At 73.3% G+C, this 16,378-nt stretch carries 12 protein-coding genes; 2 read left to right on the forward strand and 10 right to left on the reverse strand.

Translation table 11 applies throughout. The annotated features are described in order from the left end of the window. Positions 1-53: 53 nt before the first annotated feature. Both ACF08B_RS28205 and ACF08B_RS28210 read right to left on the reverse strand, forming a co-directional pair. Positions 54-3,098, reverse strand: coding sequence for a putative bifunctional diguanylate cyclase/phosphodiesterase (locus ACF08B_RS28205; protein ID WP_392319954.1), 3,045 nt, complete (start codon positions 3,096-3,098; stop codon positions 54-56). Between the two features lie 385 nt (positions 3,099-3,483). Further along, entirely contained in the window at positions 3,484-4,446 is a 963-nt protein-coding gene (locus ACF08B_RS28210; protein ID WP_392319955.1) for a 2-hydroxyacid dehydrogenase, read from the reverse strand. A gap of 74 nt (positions 4,447-4,520) precedes the next feature. On the opposite strand from ACF08B_RS28210, the gene ACF08B_RS28215 reads away from it, so the two are divergent. Further along, positions 4,521-5,519, forward strand: a complete 999-nt coding sequence (locus tag ACF08B_RS28215) for an aldo/keto reductase (RefSeq protein ID WP_392320039.1) — start codon at positions 4,521-4,523, stop codon at positions 5,517-5,519. Positions 5,520-5,628: 109 nt separating this feature from the next. Beyond that, complete coding sequence (locus ACF08B_RS28220) at positions 5,629-6,813, forward strand: PQQ-dependent sugar dehydrogenase (RefSeq protein ID WP_392319956.1); 1,185 nt, start codon at positions 5,629-5,631, stop codon at positions 6,811-6,813. Between the two features lie 16 nt (positions 6,814-6,829). Here the strand turns inward: ACF08B_RS28220 and ACF08B_RS28225 are convergent, their stop codons facing one another. The 8 genes from ACF08B_RS28225 to gatB form a co-directional block, all read right to left on the reverse strand. Further along, entirely contained in the window at positions 6,830-7,021 is a 192-nt protein-coding gene (locus ACF08B_RS28225) for a DUF6191 domain-containing protein (RefSeq protein ID WP_392319957.1), read from the reverse strand. 38 nt (positions 7,022-7,059) lie between these two features. After that, positions 7,060-10,134: an AAA family ATPase gene (locus ACF08B_RS28230; protein ID WP_392319958.1), complete on the reverse strand. Its 3,075-nt coding sequence runs from the start codon at positions 10,132-10,134 to the stop codon at positions 7,060-7,062. A gap of 209 nt (positions 10,135-10,343) precedes the next feature. After that, on the reverse strand, positions 10,344-10,535 hold the full coding sequence (locus ACF08B_RS28235) for a hypothetical protein (protein WP_392319959.1): 192 nt from the start codon (positions 10,533-10,535) through the stop codon (positions 10,344-10,346). Between the two features lie 194 nt (positions 10,536-10,729). Continuing rightward, positions 10,730-11,362 carry a hypothetical protein gene (locus ACF08B_RS28240; protein ID WP_392319960.1) on the reverse strand — a complete coding sequence of 211 codons (633 nt, stop codon included), beginning with the start codon at positions 11,360-11,362 and terminating at the stop codon, positions 10,730-10,732. A 35-nt stretch (positions 11,363-11,397) separates the two neighbouring features. Beyond that, a complete protein-coding gene (locus tag ACF08B_RS28245) occupies positions 11,398-11,973 on the reverse strand; it encodes a GNAT family N-acetyltransferase (RefSeq protein ID WP_392319961.1) in 576 nt (191 codons plus the stop codon). Further along, positions 11,951-14,209, reverse strand: coding sequence for an MMPL family transporter (locus ACF08B_RS28250; RefSeq protein WP_392319962.1), 2,259 nt, complete (start codon positions 14,207-14,209; stop codon positions 11,951-11,953). Before ACF08B_RS28250 ends, ACF08B_RS28245 begins: the two co-directional genes overlap by 23 nt. 203 nt (positions 14,210-14,412) lie before the next feature. Next, positions 14,413-14,748 carry a hypothetical protein gene (locus ACF08B_RS28255; RefSeq protein WP_392319963.1) on the reverse strand — a complete coding sequence of 112 codons (336 nt, stop codon included), beginning with the start codon at positions 14,746-14,748 and terminating at the stop codon, positions 14,413-14,415. A gap of 110 nt (positions 14,749-14,858) precedes the next feature. Further along, entirely contained in the window at positions 14,859-16,373 is a 1,515-nt protein-coding gene (gatB, locus tag ACF08B_RS28260; protein WP_392319964.1) for an Asp-tRNA(Asn)/Glu-tRNA(Gln) amidotransferase subunit GatB, read from the reverse strand. Between the last annotated feature and the right edge of the window lie 5 nt (positions 16,374-16,378).

The raw sequence follows: 16,378 nt of genomic DNA on the forward strand, positions 1-16,378 counted from the left end.
ACGAGAATTCGGGTGCGCATGGCACTGACCCTCCCCCCGGCACGCACCACGTGTCAAGTGGGTGGGACGGGCGTCTCAGCATGTGAGCGAAGGGCACTGCCGCCTCCGAGAACAGCGGGAACACCCCCTGTGTACACCCCTTTGGACTCCCGCGCGCCGCTCCCCGCGAATGCGGGCTCGGCCGGGGCGTGCGGCACCGGGTAATGGCCGGATCCGAGCGCCCGGCGCAGCCGGTACTCGTCCAGCGGGCCGGCGAACGCCATGCCCTGGCCGTGCGTGCAGCCCATCGCGCGCAACGCGACCACCTGCTCGGGCAGGTCCACTCCCTCGGCGACGGACTGCAGCCCGAGATCGCCCGCGATCCTGAGCAGCCCGCCGGTGATCTTGTGCAGGCGCGCGGACTCCACGACACCCTCGACCAGGCTGCGGTCGAGCTTGAGGATGTCCACGGGCAGCCGCCTCAGCGCGGTGATCGCCGCGTAGCCGCTGCCGAAGCCGTCCAGCGCGATCCGCACCCCGAGTCTGCTGAGCGCGTTCAGGCGGCGCTCCAGCTCGTCCAGGGAGACGCGGGGATCGGTGTCGGACAGCTCGACGACCAGGGCGCCGGGCGGCAGCCCGTGCCGGGTCAGCAGGGCCTCCACGGAACCGAGGGGGATCGAGCGGTCCAGCAGCCGCCGGGCGCTCATCCGTACCGCGACGGGCACGACGAGGCCGGCCGCGGCCCGTTCGGCGGCCTGCTCCACGGCCTCCTGGAGGACCCAGCGGTCCAGCTCGGCGGTCTTGTCGCCGTCCTCGGTCACCCGCAGGAACTCGGCCGGCGTGAACAGCACGCCTTGCGAGGAGCGCCAGCGGGCCTGTGCGGAGACCGCGGTGAGGCGTCCGTCGCCGAGGCACACCACCGGCTGGTGCAGCAGCGCGAACTCGCCGTCGTGCAGCGCGGCACGCAGCCGTGTGGCCAGCTCCGCCTTGCGTACGACGTCCTGCTGCATCTGCGGTTTGTACAGTTCGACCCGGCCCTTTCCGGCCGACTTCGCGCGGTACATCGCGAGGTCGGCGTTGCGCAGCAGCTCGCCCGCGCCGAGCCCGGCCTCGGCGAAGGCCACGCCGATGGAGGCGTTGACCCGGACATCGTTGCCGTCGATGGCGTACGGCTGGGACAGGGTCGACCGCAGCCGGTCGGCCAGCTCCAGGATGTTGCGCTCCCGGGCCGCGCGGTCGCGGGTGCCGTCCCCGACGATCAGGGCCGCGAACTCGTCGCCGCCCAGCCGGGAGGCGGTGTCCCCCTGCCGGACCGCGTCCTGGAGTCTGCGGGCGGCCTGGACGAGCAGCTCGTCCCCGGCCTGGTGGCCGATCGTGTCGTTGACGGCCTTGAAGCCGTCGAGGTCGATGAAGAGGACGGCCGTGCCGCGCAGGGCGGCGCCCCGGTCGGTGGCCCGGCGGCCGGACAGGGCCTGCTGCACCCGCCGGGTGAACAGGGCGCGGTTGGGCAGGTCGGTCAGCGGGTCGTGCTCGGCGTTGTGCTGCAACTGCGCCTGCAGGCGCACTCTCTCGGTCACGTCCCGGCTGTTGAAGATCAGCCCGCCGTGGTGCCGGTTGACGGTGGACTCGACGTTGAGCCAGCCTCCCCCACCGCCGGAGCGGAACCGGCACTCGATCCGCGTGGTGGGCTCGTCCTGCGGGCTGGCGGCGAGGAAGCGGCGCACCTCGTGCACCACGCAGCCGAGGTCCTCCGGGTGGATCAGCGCGGCCAGCTCGCTGCCCACCAGGTCCTCCGCGGGCCGGCCGTAGACGCCCGCGGCGGCCGGGGAGACGTACCGGAGGACGCCGTTGGGCGCGGCGATCATGATCACGTCGCTGGAGCCCTGCACCAGGGAGCGGAAGTGGTTCTCCTTCTGCGCCAGTTCCTGGGTGAGGGTGATGTTGTCCAGCAGCATGATGCCCTGGCGGATGACGAGGGCGAGCACGACGGCACCCGCGGTGATGAGCACCACGTGGTCGGGTCTGCGGCCGTTCAGGACGTTGTACAGGATGCCGAGCGTGCACACGGCCGCCGCGAGGTACGGGGTGAGCGCGGCGAGCGAGCCGGTGATCGGGCGTCCGGCCGGATACCGGCCGTGATCACCTCCCGGCGCGGGTGTCGGCGACGGTGGGGGCGCGGAGGCGTGGTGGTGACTCGTGCCGCGCTGGCCGGGCACGTGCTCGTGCACCACGCGCGTGTGCCCGTCGGGCACCCGCTTCTCTTGGGCGCCCCGGCGCCGGGGCGCGGCCCAGGGGGCGTAGGCGAGCAGCAGGGAGCCGCCGAACCAGCCCGCGTCCAGCAGCTGCCCCGAGCGGTAACTGCTGTGCAGCAGCGGGGAGGTGAACAGCGCGTCGCACATCACGGTCAGCGCGAGCGCGCCGATCGCCGTGTTCACCGCCGTGCGGTTGCCCGGGGCTCGGCGGAAGTGCAGGGCGAGGACCATGCTGACGAGCGCGATGTCGAGCAGCGGGTAGGCCAGCGACAGCGCGGTGTGCGCCACGCTCGGTCCGTCGAAGCGGGCGGCCTGCGCGAGGGCGAGGCTCCAGGAGAGGGTGAGCAGGGAGCCGCCGATCAGCCAGGCGTCCAGCGCCAGGCAGATCCAGCCCGCCTTCGTCACCGGGCGCTTGGCGAGGACCAGCAGGCCGACGATGGCGGGCGGGGCGAAGCAGAGGAAGAACAGGTCGGCGTAGCTGGGGCTGGGTACGGTCCGTTCGAGGACGACCTCGTACCAGCCCCAGACCGCGTTGCCCAGGGCGGCCATCGTGGAGGAGAGGGCGAACAGCAGCCAGGCGGACCGGAAGCGCACGCGCGCCCTGCGGGCGTAGAGGAAGCACGAGACGGCGGCGGCGCCCGCCGCGGCGCTCAGCCCGAAGTCCCCCATGATCAGTGCGACTTGGTCGGTCCCCCAGTCGAACGCGGCTCCCACTCCGTAGGCCGCGCAGACCAGGGCGAGGACGAGCTGCTCCGTCAGTCGCGTGCCCTCGCGGCAGGCCGGCCGGCGGGGCGGCGGCGTCTCCTGCGGGTGCGGTGCGCGCACCGCTGCTTCGAGCGCGGTGGAGACCGAGGGCGGCGCACTCACCGGGGCCTCCCGGTCCGCGCCGCTCCCGTGTCCTGCCGCTCCCGGTGCGCCGGGTGCGCATGCCTTCTGCGGCCGGTGTGCCTGCGCTGGTGGTGGCTGTGGTGGCCGGTGTGATGGCCGCGCCTGCGCGTGGCCGTGCGCCAGGGTCGCCGCCGGCGGCTCCGCCGCGTCGGATCGTTCGTCCATAGGCCGTGCATCGCCCGTCGCCCCCCTCACAAATCTGAAATGTCCGTCCCCGGCGCCACATGGTCGGCGGCGCAGCCCCTGTCGGGACGATACACCAGGATCGTCACTCAGGGACATAGCTTCTCTACGCTCCGTGACGATCAGCGGCGACGCGGGCACACGCCGCGCCCGAAAGGTAGCGGAGGGTGCCGGAAGCGGACTACTGCCCGTTTGCTCCCGTCGTAAGGATCACGTTCCGCAGGGGCTCCTGGTTCACGAACCGGGTCAACTGGTCGACGAGCAGCCGCTCCGCGCGCGGCAGGAAGGCCGAGGAGGGGCCGCCCACATGGGGGCTGATCAGCACACCGGGCGCCCGCCACAGGGGGTGCCCGGGCGGCAGCGGCTCGGGGTCCGTCACGTCCAGGGCGGCGGTGATCCGGCCGCTCTCCAGCTCGGTGAGCAGCGCCTCGGTGTCGACGACGGGGCCGCGCGCCACGTTCACGAGCAGCGCGCCGTCCTTCATCCGCGCGAGGAACTCGGCGTCCACCAGACCCCGTGTGGCCTCGGTGAGCGGCGTGGAGAGGATCACGACGTCCGCGTCCGGGAGCAGTGAGAGCACATCGGTGATCGGGTGCACAAGACCGCGCGCCGTGGTGCGCGGGGAGCGCGCGAGGCGCGCCACCCGCGCGACCTCGAAGGGCACGAGCCGGTCCTCGATGGCGGCGCCGATGGAGCCGTACCCGACGATGAGGACGTTCCTGTCGGCGAGGGAGGGGTGGAACCCGCTCTCCCAGCGCCCCTCCTGCTGGGCCCGGACGAAGCCGGGGACGCCGCGCAGGGCGGCGAGGGTGAGGGTGAGCGCGAGTTCGGCGGTGCTCGTCTCGTGCACTCCGCGCGCGTTGCACAGCTGCACGCCCGGCACGATCGACGACAGCCGGGCGGTGATGTCGTCGACGCCCGCCGTGAGCGTCTGGATGACCTTCACGCCGGTCAGCCGCTCCAGCGGGCGGACCTTGACCGGCCACCGCTTCATGTACGGCACCACGTACACGGCGCAGTCCGCCGGGTCGCCGGGAAAGGGCTGGTCACCGTCCTCGCCCCCGTCCCAGAACAGGTACCTGGGCCCGTCGGGCAGCCCCTCGATCTCCTCCGGCGGGATGGGAAGCCATACGTCTGCGCTCATGTGAGGAGGCTATGTCAGGCCCCGCGGAGCCAGAGGTTAGGTTGGTGGCCTGGCTGAGGGAGGTTCACGAGCAGGTGGAGCGCAGGACGATCGGCGCGGGGGCGCTCGCGGTGGGGGCCGTCGGACTCGGGTGCATGCCGATGAGCTGGGCCTACAGCGGATCCCGGCAACGCGGGGACGAGTCGGTGAGAACCGTGCACCGGGCGCTGGACCTGGGCACCAGCCTGCTGGACACCGCCGACATGTACGGCCCGTTCACCAATGAGCTGCTGCTGGGCCGGGTGCTCAGGGAGCGGCGCCGGGACGCGTTCGTGTCCACGAAGGCGGGACTGCTGGTGGGCGAACAGCACATCGTGGCCAACGGCCGCCCGGGATATGTGAAGCGGGCCTGCGACGCCTCCCTGCGCCGGCTGCAGACGGACGTGATCGACCTCTACCAGCTGCACCGCGCCGACCCCGAGGTCCCGGTGGAGGAGACCTGGGGCGCGATGGCGGACCTGGTGCGGGCCGGGAAGGTGCGGGCGCTCGGCCTGTGCGCGGTGGGAGCGCGCGGCGGGCGCCGCTCCGGGGGCCGGCTGCACGACACCACCCTGCGGCAACTCCAGCGGGTGCAGCAGGTGTTCCCGGTGAGCGCGGTGCAGGCGGAGCTGTCGGTGTGGTCGCCGGAGGCGCTGGACGCGCTGCTGCCGTGGTGCGCGACGCGCGGTGTCGGCTTCCTCGCGGCGATGCCGCTGGGCAACGGTTTCCTCACCGGCACTCTGACGCCCGGCGAGGGGTTCGAACCGGACGACGTGCGCGCCCGCCACCCCCGGTTCACGGGCGAGATGATGGCGGCCAACCAGCCGATCGTCGTGGGACTGCGCCGGATAGCGCGGCGGCACGGCGAGGACGTCACCCCCGCCCAGGTGGCCCTGGCCTGGGTGCTGGCCCAGGGCCCGCACGTGATCGCCCTGCCGGGCACCAAGCGGGAGCGCTGGGCGGCCGAGAACGCGGCCGCGGCCGGGCTCCGGCTGAGCGAGGAGGACCTGGCCGAAGTGTCACGGCTGCCGGCCGCCCTGGGGTCGTGGGACTGAGCGGTACACACTGGTTTCCTTGACGGGTTGCCGCGGAAAGGGAACCCGCGCGGGACGAGCGGTGTATGAGAGGGAGTACCAGCGCTTGGATCACCGCCGCGAAGGGACCATGATCGTGCATCGTCGAGCTGTGCCGGCCGTTCTGGCCACGGCCGCCCTCCTGCTGACGGCCGGGCTGACGGCCGGCTGCTCCTCCGGCGGAGGGGGAGCCCCGGACGGCGCCGGGAGTACGGCCCCGAGGGGTTCCGCGTCCGGCGCCACCCCGTCGGCCGGGCCCACCGAGTCGGCCCCTGCGGCCAAGGGTTCGGTGAAGGTGCTGCGCACGGTGGCCGAGGGCCTGAAGACACCGTGGGGGGTGGCTCCGCTGCCCGGCGGCGGCGGTCTGCTGGTCTCCTCCCGCAACGACGGGACGATCACCCGGATCGACGAGAAGACGGGGAAGAAGACCGTGCTGGGTGCGGTCTCGGGTGTCTCCCCGGCCGGCGAGGGAGGCCTGCTGGGCATCGCCCTCTCCCCCGACTACGCCTCGGACCACATGATCTACGCCTACTTCACCTCGGCCTCGGACAACCGCATCGTCCGTGTGCTGTACGACGAGCAGCGGCCGCCCGGTGATCAGCTGGGCGCGCCGGACACGGTGTTCAAGGGCATCCCCAAGGGCTTCATCCACAACGGCGGCCGGATCGAGTTCGGCCCGGACGGGATGCTGTACGCGGGCACCGGTGAGAGCGGCAGCAAGGGCCTCGCGCAGGACAAGGAGTCCCTGGGCGGCAAGATCCTGCGGATGACCCCGGAGGGCGAGCCGGCCCCCGGCAACCCGTTCCCCGGCTCCCCCGTGTACTCGTACGGCCACCGCAACGTCCAGGGACTGGCCTGGGACGACAAACAGCGGCTGTTCGCCTCGGAGTTCGGCCAGGACACCTGGGACGAGCTGAACGCGATCAAGCCCGGCGACGACTACGGCTGGCCGAAGGCCGAGGGGAAGTCCTCCGAGGCCGGGTTCCACAACCCGATAGCGCAGTGGCACACGGACGACGCCTCCCCCAGCGGCATCGCCTACGTCGACGGCGTGATCTGGATGGCGGGCCTGAAGGGCCAACGCCTGTGGCGCGTCCCGCTGCGCGGCACGGAGGCCTCGGCGGCCCCGCAGGCGTTCCTCACGGGCAAGTACGGCCGCCTTCGCACGGTGCTCCCGGCGGACGGCGACAAGGTCTATCTGGTCACGAGCAACACGGACGGCCGCGGGTCACCGAAGAAGGGGGACGACCGGATCCTGGAGCTCCAGGTGAAGTAGCGTCCGCCGCCCCTGCTCACTCCGCCTCCGGTTCCGCCGCCGGCGGCGGCTCCGGCAGCCGGATGACCGCCTTGCCGGAGGCCAGGTCGATGGGGCCGCGCCCGGGGTCGTTGTCCCCGACGTCCTCGCGGGTCAGTTCGAGACGGTTCTCCTCGTCCCGGGTGTGCTTGCGGCCGGGCGCGAACAGTTCCTCGAAGACGTTGAACACGGCTGCTCCCCCTTCGCCGGTTTCCTCCAGCGTAGGTCTCAGTGCGCCGTGCCGGCAGTGAGCGGCCGGGCCGTGAAGAGTTCCAGCCGGTGGGCGACCGCCGCCGCCTCGCCCCGGCCGGACACGCCGAGCTTGCCGAGGATGTTGGAGACGTGGACGCTGGCGGTCTTCGGGGAGATGAACAGCTCCTCGGCTATCTGGCGGTTGGTGCGGCCGTCCGCGACCAGGCGCAGCACGTCCCGCTCCCGGCTGGTGAGGCCGAGCTCGGCGGCCGGGTCGGCCGGGGCGCCGGCCTGCCGCGGGCCGTGGCCCAGGGCGAGGCGGGCGCGCTGGGCGAGCCGGGCGACGGAGTCGGCGAGGGGGCGGGCGTCGAGATGGTCCGCGACGGCGGCGGCCAGCCGGAGCAGTTCCACCGCGCGGTCGCGTTCGTCGTCGCCGCCCTCGGCCAGCAGCGCTGCGGCGAGGCGGTGGCGCACCCGGGCGAGGTCGTAGGGACGGTCCAGGCACTCGAAGGCGCTGACCACGGGTGACCAGGTGTCGGCGGTGTCCGTGCCCTCGGTGCGCCGCAGTTCGGCGCGGGTCCAGTGGTCGTACGCCGCCCAGAGGGGGGCGCCGGTGGTCAGTCCGCGCACGGCGGCGGCGAGCCGGTCGAGGATCGCGGCGCGGTCGGGCCGGGCGGCGGGCAGGGCGCGGGCGTCGGCCTCGGCGGTGGCGGCGGCCAGCAGCAGCGGCCAGCCGTAGCGGTGGGTGCCGGGCGGGAACCCGGCGTCCAGGGCCTTGAGCAGTTCGGCGCGGGCGGCGTCGATGCGGCCCTCGGCGGCGGCGATGCCGAGGGCGATGCGGGCCACCGGCACGGAGTGCTGGGACATGGGGTCGTGGGTGCCGTAGTGGGCGCGCGAGGTGGCCAGTTGCCGGCCGGCCTCGGCGAGGTCGCCGCGGGCCAGGGCGAGGTGGGCGAGCTTCAGGGCGCCCGCGCCGCGGGGCTTGGCGCTGTGGCCGACCCGGGTGGCGTGCGCGGCGGCCTCCGCGGCCTTCGGCCACTGGCCGAGCGAGTAGAGCGCGTCGGACAGGTTGCCCCAGGCCCAGGCCTCGGAGTCCAGCAGTCCGTACCTGCGGGTGAAGGCGATGCCTTCGCGCAGGATCTCGGCGGCCTCCCGGTCGCGGCCGACGCTCTGCATCTCGGAGGGCAGGTTCACATAGGCGCGTGCCGCGACCTGGTGCGCCCCCTCGGCGAGGGTGTCCTCCAGCACCTGGCGCATCTCCGCGAGGCCGGTCTCGGCCTCGCCGGAGTCCACCTTGAGGCCGCTCAGGGTGAGGCGGGCGTGCAGCTCGATGTCCCGGGCGCCCACCATCCGCGCGTACTCCACGGCCCGCTCGGCGGCGGCGACGGCCTCGGGGCCGGGCCGGTGCAGCATGGACCAGTTGGCGGCGAGCGCCAGCACCTCCGCGTGCACTTCGGACGGCGGCAGTCCGCGCACGAGGTCCTGGGCGGTGGCGAGTTCGTGCCAGCCGTCGCCGCGGGCCTGGGCCTGGACCAGCCGGGAGCGCTGCGCCCAGAACCAGGCGGCGCGCAGCGGATCCGGATCCTCGTCCAGCAGGCGCAGCGCCCGCTTGGTGATCTTCAGGGCACGTTCGCGTTCGCCGCCGAAGCGTCCCGCGACGGCCGCCTCGGCCATCAGGTCGAGGTAGCGCAGCGGGGTGGTGGCCGGGTCGCAGCCGCACGGCGGGTAGGCCTCCGTGCAGTCGACCGGGCGCAGTGCGGAGCGCACCTCCTCGGGGGCGGAGTCCCAGAGTTCCATCGCCCGCTCCAGGAGACCGAGTTGCTCGGTGTAGGCGTGCCGGCGGCGGGCCACGACGGAGGCGACCAGCACGGCGGGCAGCGCCTTGGCCGCGTCGTGTGCGTGGTACCAGTAGCTGGCCAGGCGCATCACGCGCGCGTCGGCCGCGACGAGCGTGGGGTCGGCCTCCAGGGCCTCGGCGTAGCGGCGGTTGAGCCGGGAGCGCTCGCCGGGCAGCAGATCGTCGGCGACGGCCTCGCGGACCAGGGAGTGCCGGAAGCGGTAGCCGTCGCCGTTCGGGGTGACGGTGAGCAGGTTGGCGCCGACGGCGGCCCGCAGGGCTTCGATGAGGTCGTCCTCGGTGAGCCGGGCGACGGCGGCGATCAGCCGGTACTCCACGGTGGAGCCGCCTTCGGCGACGATGCGGGCCACCCGCTGGGCACTGTCGGGCAGCGCCTCGACGCGCACCAGGAGCAGGTCGCGCAGGGACTCGGTCAGGCCGGTGCAGTTGCCCTGGCAGGCGGCGACGGCGAGTTCCTCCACGAAGAAGGCGTTGCCGTCGGAGCGTTCGAATATCTCGTCGACCTGGACGGGGTCGGGTTCGGCGCTGAGGATGCCGGCGATCTGGCGGCCGACCTCCTCGCGGGTGAAGCGGGCGAGTTCGATCCGGCGGACGGTGCGCAGCCGGTCGAGTTCGGCGAGCAGGGGGCGCAGCGGGTGGCGCCGGTGGATGTCGTCGGAGCGGTAGGTGGCGAGGACGAGGAGCCGGCCGGCGCGCAGGGTGCGGAAGAGGTAGGCCAGCAGGTGGCGGGTGGAGGCGTCGGCCCAGTGCAGGTCCTCCAGGACGAGCACGACCGGGGGGCCGGCGGCGACGCGCTCCAGCAGACGCACGGTGAGTTCGAACAGGCGGGCCATGCCCTGCTCGTCGTGGCGGCCGGAGCCGGCCTCGCCCAGTTCGGGCAGCAGCCGGGCCAGTTCCTCCTCCTGTCCGGCCGCGGCGGCGGCGAACTCCTCGGGCAGGGCCTCGCGCAGGGCGCGCAGGGCTGTGGAGAAGGGGGCGAACGGCAGGCCGTCGGCGCCGATCTCCACACAGCCGCCGAGCGCGACGACCGCGCCGCGGCGGGCCGCGGCCGCGGTGAACTCCTCGACGAGGCGGGTCTTGCCGACACCGGCCTCGCCGCCGAGCAGCAGCGCCTGGGGCTCGCCGCAGGCGCCGGTCGCCGGGGAGGGGCCCTGGGCGGCGGCGCGGTCGAGCGCGTCGAGCAGGGTGGTCAACTCGGCGGCGCGGCCGATGAACACGGGGCTGACGGACCTGGTTTCCACAGGCCCGAGCATCGCACGAGGCCCGGCCGTCGGGTCACCGGTTTTCCACAGGTCCGGTGCGATGGTCGTAACGGCAGCCGGAAGGGTCGTACGACCACGCCGAAGGGCCGTACGACTCCGCGGGGACGTCGTACGGCCCTGAGCCCCGGGGCGGCCGACCCCCGTGCGGCCGCCCCGGGGCCCGTCCGTGCCGGTGCCACCGGGGCCCGGCCGGCCGGCGGTCACGCGGTGCGGGGCAGCCCGTGCCGGCGGGGGCGGTCGGTATGCGACTCGGCGACCGTGTCCCCGTCGCGGCCGGACGCCTCCTGGCGGGCGGTGCGGCGGGCCCGTGCGGCCTCGCGGGCCAGGCGGTCCTGCTGGGCCTCGCGGATCAGCTGGGCCGAACGGGTCCGGTGGTAGTCCATCTGGAACATGGCGTGTCCTTCGGGAGGTGGTGTGGTGCTTCGCTTTCTGCGATGCCCCCACCTTCGCCGCCCAGGGGGGTGCGCCACATCGGGAGGGTTCCGCATGTTCGGGCCGCCGGAGGGCCCTACGCGCGCGTAAGGGGCCTCAGGGCGCCCGTAAGGTGCTCACGGATTCCCTAAGGCCCCTGTCGGCCCGGGGGTTCTCAGCCGGCCGAGGGCAGGCCGATCAGCGCGTCGGAGTACTTCAGGACGGCCAGCAGCAGGCCGATGACGCCGAGCGAGACGCCGGCCCAGGCGACCGACTTGATCCAGGCGGCCTGCGGGCGGCCGGGCGCGCCGAAGGCGGGCCGCGCGAGCACGACCACGCCGGTGATCAGCGCGGTCAGCGCGAACAGGCCGGCCCAGAGGGCGGTGGTGTGCCAGGAGTCGCCGTAGACCTCCTTGAGCTGGGTGGCGACGCTCGCACCGGTCGAGGTCCGCAGCTGGCCGACGAGTTGTTCACGGGCGCCGGCGACGGTGCCGATCCAGCCGCCGGTGAGCGAGACCAGGCCGAGCGCGGCGGAGACGACGGCAGCGGCGCCCTGGCCCACCCCGGAGGGGCTCCGGCCTTCCGCCCCGGCGGCCGGGGCGGCCTCGTCCTCGCCGGTCACCTCGCCGCTCTCCTCGCCGGTCTCCTCCTCGGTCCGCGCCGTGGCGTCGGCCGTCTCGGCCGCGGCGGCGTCCGGGCCCTTCGTCCCGGGTGTGCGTTCCTCTCCTGCGGTGCCGGCCTCCGCCGGGGTCCCGTCGCTGCGCGCCGCGGTGCCGGCCCCGGCGCCTTCCTCTGTCTTCGTTGCCATGCCCGGCACCGTACGGACGCTGTCTGAGAGGTCCCTTAATGATCGCCGCGCGCGCCACGCGCGCGTGCCTCACGCCACTCGGGCGCCAGCACCGACCAGATCTCGGTGCTGGTCCGCACACCGCGGTGCGGGTAGTTCTCGCGGAGCAGTCCCTCGCGGGTCATGCCGAGCCGCCGGGCCACCTTGATGCTGGGCTCGTTGACCGAGGAGACGTGCCACTCCACCCGGTGCATGCCGCGCTCCTCGAAGGCCCAGTCGAACAGCACCCGCATGCCGCGCGTGACGAGCCCCCGCCCGGCCGCCGCCGGCTCCAGCCAGCAGCCCGCCTCGCAGACCCCGCTCGGGGTGTCCCAGACCCGGAACAGCAGCCCGCCGACGAGCTTCCCGTCCAGCCACATCCCGTGCAGGCTGCCCGTGTCGGCGCCGCGCTTCTCGGCGTACGACGCCAGGAAGGCGCGCGCGGACTCCAGGTCGGTCACCACGTCCGGCAGTCCGATGTGCCGGCCGATGAACTCCCGTCCCCGGTCGATGTCGGCCAGCAGTTCCTCGGCGTGCCAGACCTCCAGGGGACGCAGTTCCGCACCGTCGTCACCCAGGGATATCGCGTACATCGTGCTGCTGCTCCTCCCGCAGTTCCTCCACCGAGACGCTGCCGAGCCTCTCATGCGCGGCCCGGCACTCGGGCGGCTCGATGCTGATGCGCGGCAGGCGGCGCTCCAGCCAGGCGGGCAGCCACCAGTTGGCGGCGCCGAGCAGGTGCATGAGGGCGGGCACGAGCAGGGTGCGCAGCACGAAGGCGTCGAGTGCGACCGCGGAGGCCAGGGCGATGCCGAACATGGCGATCACGCGGTCGCCGCTGAGCACGAAGGCGAGGAAGACCGAGATCATGATGACCGCGGCCGAGTTGATCACCCGGCTGGTCTCGGCGAGGCCCACGCGGACGGCACGCCGGTTGTCGCCGGTCTCCAGCCACTCCTCGTACATCCGGCTGACCAGGAAGACCTGGTAGTCCATGGAGAGCCCGAAGAGCACCGAGACCATGATCACCGGCAGGAAGGGCTCGATGGGGCCGGCGCGGCCGAGGCCGAGCGGTTCGCTGCCCCAGCCCCACTGGAAGACGGCGACGACGACGCCGAACGCGGCGGCCACGGCGGCGACGTTCATCACGGCGGCCTTCAGCGGGATGCCGAGCGACCGGAAGGCGACCAGCAGCAGGAGGCAGCCGAATCCGATGACCACGCCGACGAACAGCGGCAGCTTGCCGATGATCACCTCGGCGAAGTCGTCGTGACCGGCGGTCACTCCGCCCACCTGGACGTCGAGGGAGGTCCCGGTCTCCGCCCGCGGCAGCACCTTGGTGCGCAGCCGGTCCACGAGGCCGCTGGTCGCCTCCGACTGGGGCGCGGTGGTGGGGACCACGGTGAGGTGGGCGATCCGGCCGCCGGAGGCGAAGACGGCCGGGGTGACGGAGGCGACGCCCCGGGTGGCGCGCAGCGTGGTGTCGAGGCCGTCCAGGGCGAGCTTGTCGTCGCCGCCGTCGACGCGGGTGACCAGGGTGAGGGGCCCGTTCACACCCGGACCGAAGCCCTCGGCGAGCAGGTCGTAGGCCTTGCGCGTGGTGGAGGCGCGGGGGTCGTTGCCCTGGTCGGAGGTGCCGAGGTGGAGGGAGAGCGTCGGCAGGGCGAGCAGCGCGACGACGGCGACGGCCAGCGAGCCGAGCAGCTTGGGGCGGCGCTCGACCAGCGCGGACCAGCGGGCGGCGAGGCCGGTGGGCAGTTCCGGGCGCGGTCCGCGTTCGGCGAGCCGGCGCCGCTCGCGACGGCTGAGGGCCCGCGGTCCGATGTACGACAGCAGGGCGGGCAGCAGGGTCACGGAGGCCGCGACGGTGAGCACGACCGTCAAGGAGGCCGCCACGGCCACCCCGTTGAGGAAGCCCAGCCGCAGTATCAGCATGCCCAGCAGGGCGATGCACACCGTCGCACCCGCGAAGACGACCGCGCGTCCGGTGGTGGCGACGGCGCTCTCGGCCGCCTCGGTGACGCTCAGTCCGCGTTTCAGGCCGCGCCGGTGCCTGGTCACGATGAAGAGCGCGTAGTCGATGCCGACGCCGAGGCCGATCAGCATGCCGAGCATGGGTGCGAAGTCGGCGACCGTCATGGCGTGTCCGAGCAGCCCGATGCCCGCGTAGGCGGTGCCGACGCCGACCAGCGCGGTGGCGATCGGCAGCAGCGCGGCGGCGAGCGAGCCGAAGGCGAGGAGCAGGACGACGGCCGCGACGGCCACGCCGACCACCTCGGCGGTGTGGCCGCGCGGTGACTCGGTGGCCTCGACGGCGCTGCCGCCCAGTTCCACCTGGAGCCCGTCGCGCTCGGCGGCCTTGGCGACCCGCACCACGGACCGCGCCTCGGACCTGCCGATGTCCTCGGCCTGCTGGGCGAAGGTGACGGTCGCGTAGGCCGTCCGGCCGTCCTCGCTGATGCGGTGGGCGTCGTGGCCGCCGTGACCCGAATGCCTGCGGTGGCCGCCGTAGGGGCCGGACACCGAGGCCACGCCGGGCAGTCCGGCGATCCGGTGCAGGGTGCGGGTCATGGTCCGCTCGACGCCGGCGGCGCGGACGCTGCCGTCCGCGGTGTGCCAGACGACGGTGTCGCTGTCGCCGCCGTGGCCGGGGAAGCCCTCCTGCAGCAGCCGGGCGGCGCGTCCGGACTCGGTGCCGGGGACCCCGTAGTCGTTCGAGTACGACGAACCGGCCACGGCGGCCGCCGCGGTGACTCCGCCGAAGGCGAGGAGCCACAGCAGGACGGCGATGAGCCGGTGGCGGACGCACCAACGCGCGAGGGCTGCCACGGACGTGCTCCCGGAGGACTATGTGTGGATCTTTGGCCGGGAACGATCGTCCGTTTACTGAACAGCCCGCAAAGAACGCATGAGCAATCGCAGGACACTCTTGCAGGCGAAAGTGATCGTTTGCCGTTTTCGTGGGGTTGTTCACAGGAGTGGGAGGGACGTCACAGGACAGTCCGGCGAACTCTGTCGCCCCCACGGGCACTTCAGTCGAACTGGTCCCCGAGTGCCATGACCATCGTCCCCACGATCAGCAGCCACAGGGCCCTGCGGGTACGGCCCTTGGCACCGAGGAACGCGGCGAGGGCGCAGACTGCGGCACCGAGGGCGTAGGCGGCGGGGACGCGGGCCGGGGCGGTGCCGGTGAGGCGCAACAGGGCGGCGGCGAGCCCGGCGAGGCCGAGGAGCGCTCCGGAGCCGGCCGCGGTCCAGCGGGCCCGGCGGGCGTCCTCGACGTACTCCTCTTCCCCGTCCTCGACGTACTCCTCTTCCTCACCCTCGGATATCGACGGTTCGGTGCCGGAATCGGTGCGTCCACTCATGGCGGGCGAGCGTAGCGCCCCCGGCCGGGCGAGCCGGGCGCGGGGGCCGCGGACGACCGTGCGGCCCCGCAGGACGTGTCCTGCGGGGCCGCACGGCGGGTGCTCGGGGTTCAGCCCTCGCTGACGCCCAGCTTCTCCAGGATCAGCTCCTTGACGCGGGCCGCGTCGGCCTGGCCACGGGTGGCCTTCATGACCGCGCCGACCAGGGCGCCGGCCGCGGCCACCTTGCCGCCGCGGATCTTGTCCGCGACGCCCGGGTTGCCGGCGATGGCCTCCTCGACGGCGGCGGTCAGCGCGCCCTCGTCGGAGACGACCTTCAGACCGCGCTTGTCGACGACCTCGTCCGGGGTGCCCTCGCCCGCGAGGACGCCCTCGATGACCTGGCGGGCCAGCTTGTCGTTCAGGTCACCCTTCGCGACCAGCTCGGTGACCCGGGCCACCTGCTGCGGCGTGATCGCCAGCTCGTCCAGCGTGCGGCCGGATTCGTTGGCGCTGCGCGCGAGTTCGCCCATCCACCACTTGCGGGCGGAGGCCGCGTCGGCACCGGCGTCGATCGTGGCGACGATCGGGTCCAGCGCGCCGGCGTTGAGGATCGCCTGCATGTCGGTGGCGGAGATGCCCCACTCGGCGAGCAGCCGGGTGCGGCGGGCCAGCGGCAGTTCGGGCAGCGCGCCGCGGATCTCCTCGACCCACTCGCGGGAGGGCGCCACGGGGACGAGGTCCGGCTCCGGGAAGTACCGGTAGTCCTCGGCCTCTTCCTTGACGCGGCCCGAGGTCGTGGACCCGGTGTCCTCGTGGAAGTGGCGGGTCTCCTGGATGATCGTGCCGCCCGAGGACAGCACGGCCGCGTGCCGCTGGATCTCGAAGCGGGCCGCACGCTCCACGGAACGCAGCGAGTTGACGTTCTTCGTCTCGGAGCGGGTGCCGAACTTCGTGGTGCCGTTCGGACGCAGCGACAGGTTCACGTCGCAGCGCATCTGGCCCATCTCCATGCGGGCCTCGGACACGCCGAGGGCACGGATCAGCTCGCGCAGCTCGCGGACGTACGCCTTCGCCACCTCGGGGGCGCGCTCGCCGGCGCCCTCGATCGGCTTGGTGACGATCTCGATCAGCGGGATGCCCGCGCGGTTGTAGTCGAGGAGGGAGTGCGAGGCGCCGTGGATACGGCCCGTCGCGCCACCGACGTGCGTCGACTTGCCGGTGTCCTCCTCCATGTGGGCGCGCTCGATCTCCACGCGGAAGGTTTCGCCGTCCTCCAGCTGCACGTCGAGGAAGCCGTTGAAGGCGATCGGCTCGTCGTACTGGGAGGTCTGGAAGTTCTTCGGCATGTCCGGATAGAAGTAGTTCTTCCGGGCGAAGCGGCACCACTCGGCGATCTCGCAGTTCAGCGCGAGACCGATCTTGATCGCGGACTCGACGCCGGTCGCGTTGACGACCGGGAGCGCGCCGGGCAGGCCGAGGCAGACCGGGCAGGTCTGGGAGTTCGGCTCCGCACCGAGCGCGGTCGAACAGCCGCAGAACATCTTGGTGTGGGTGCCGAGTTCGACATGGACCTCAAGGCCCATGACGGGGTCGTACGACGCCAGCGCGTCCTCGTACGACACCAGGTCGGTCGTGGTGGTCACGGTGA

The organism is Streptomyces sp. NPDC015139 (assembly GCF_043079785.1).
GTDB classification, from domain to species: Bacteria; Actinomycetota; Actinomycetes; order Streptomycetales; family Streptomycetaceae; genus Streptomyces; species Streptomyces albidocamelliae.

Excerpts from the sequence above, each read along its gene's own strand:
- ACF08B_RS28230 (WP_392319958.1), bottom strand. The coding sequence starts at position 10,134 with ATGCTCGGGCCTGTGGAAACCAGGTCCGTCAGCCCCGTGTTCATCGGC.
- ACF08B_RS28235 (WP_392319959.1), bottom strand. The coding sequence starts at position 10,535 with ATGTTCCAGATGGACTACCACCGGACCCGTTCGGCCCAGCTGATCCGC.
- ACF08B_RS28220 (WP_392319956.1), top strand. The coding sequence starts at position 5,629 with ATGATCGTGCATCGTCGAGCTGTGCCGGCCGTTCTGGCCACGGCCGCC.
- ACF08B_RS28245 (WP_392319961.1), bottom strand. The coding sequence starts at position 11,973 with ATGTACGCGATATCCCTGGGTGACGACGGTGCGGAACTGCGTCCCCTG.
- ACF08B_RS28240 (WP_392319960.1), bottom strand. The coding sequence starts at position 11,362 with ATGGCAACGAAGACAGAGGAAGGCGCCGGGGCCGGCACCGCGGCGCGC.
- ACF08B_RS28210 (WP_392319955.1), bottom strand. The coding sequence starts at position 4,446 with ATGAGCGCAGACGTATGGCTTCCCATCCCGCCGGAGGAGATCGAGGGG.
- ACF08B_RS28255 (WP_392319963.1), bottom strand. The coding sequence starts at position 14,748 with ATGAGTGGACGCACCGATTCCGGCACCGAACCGTCGATATCCGAGGGT.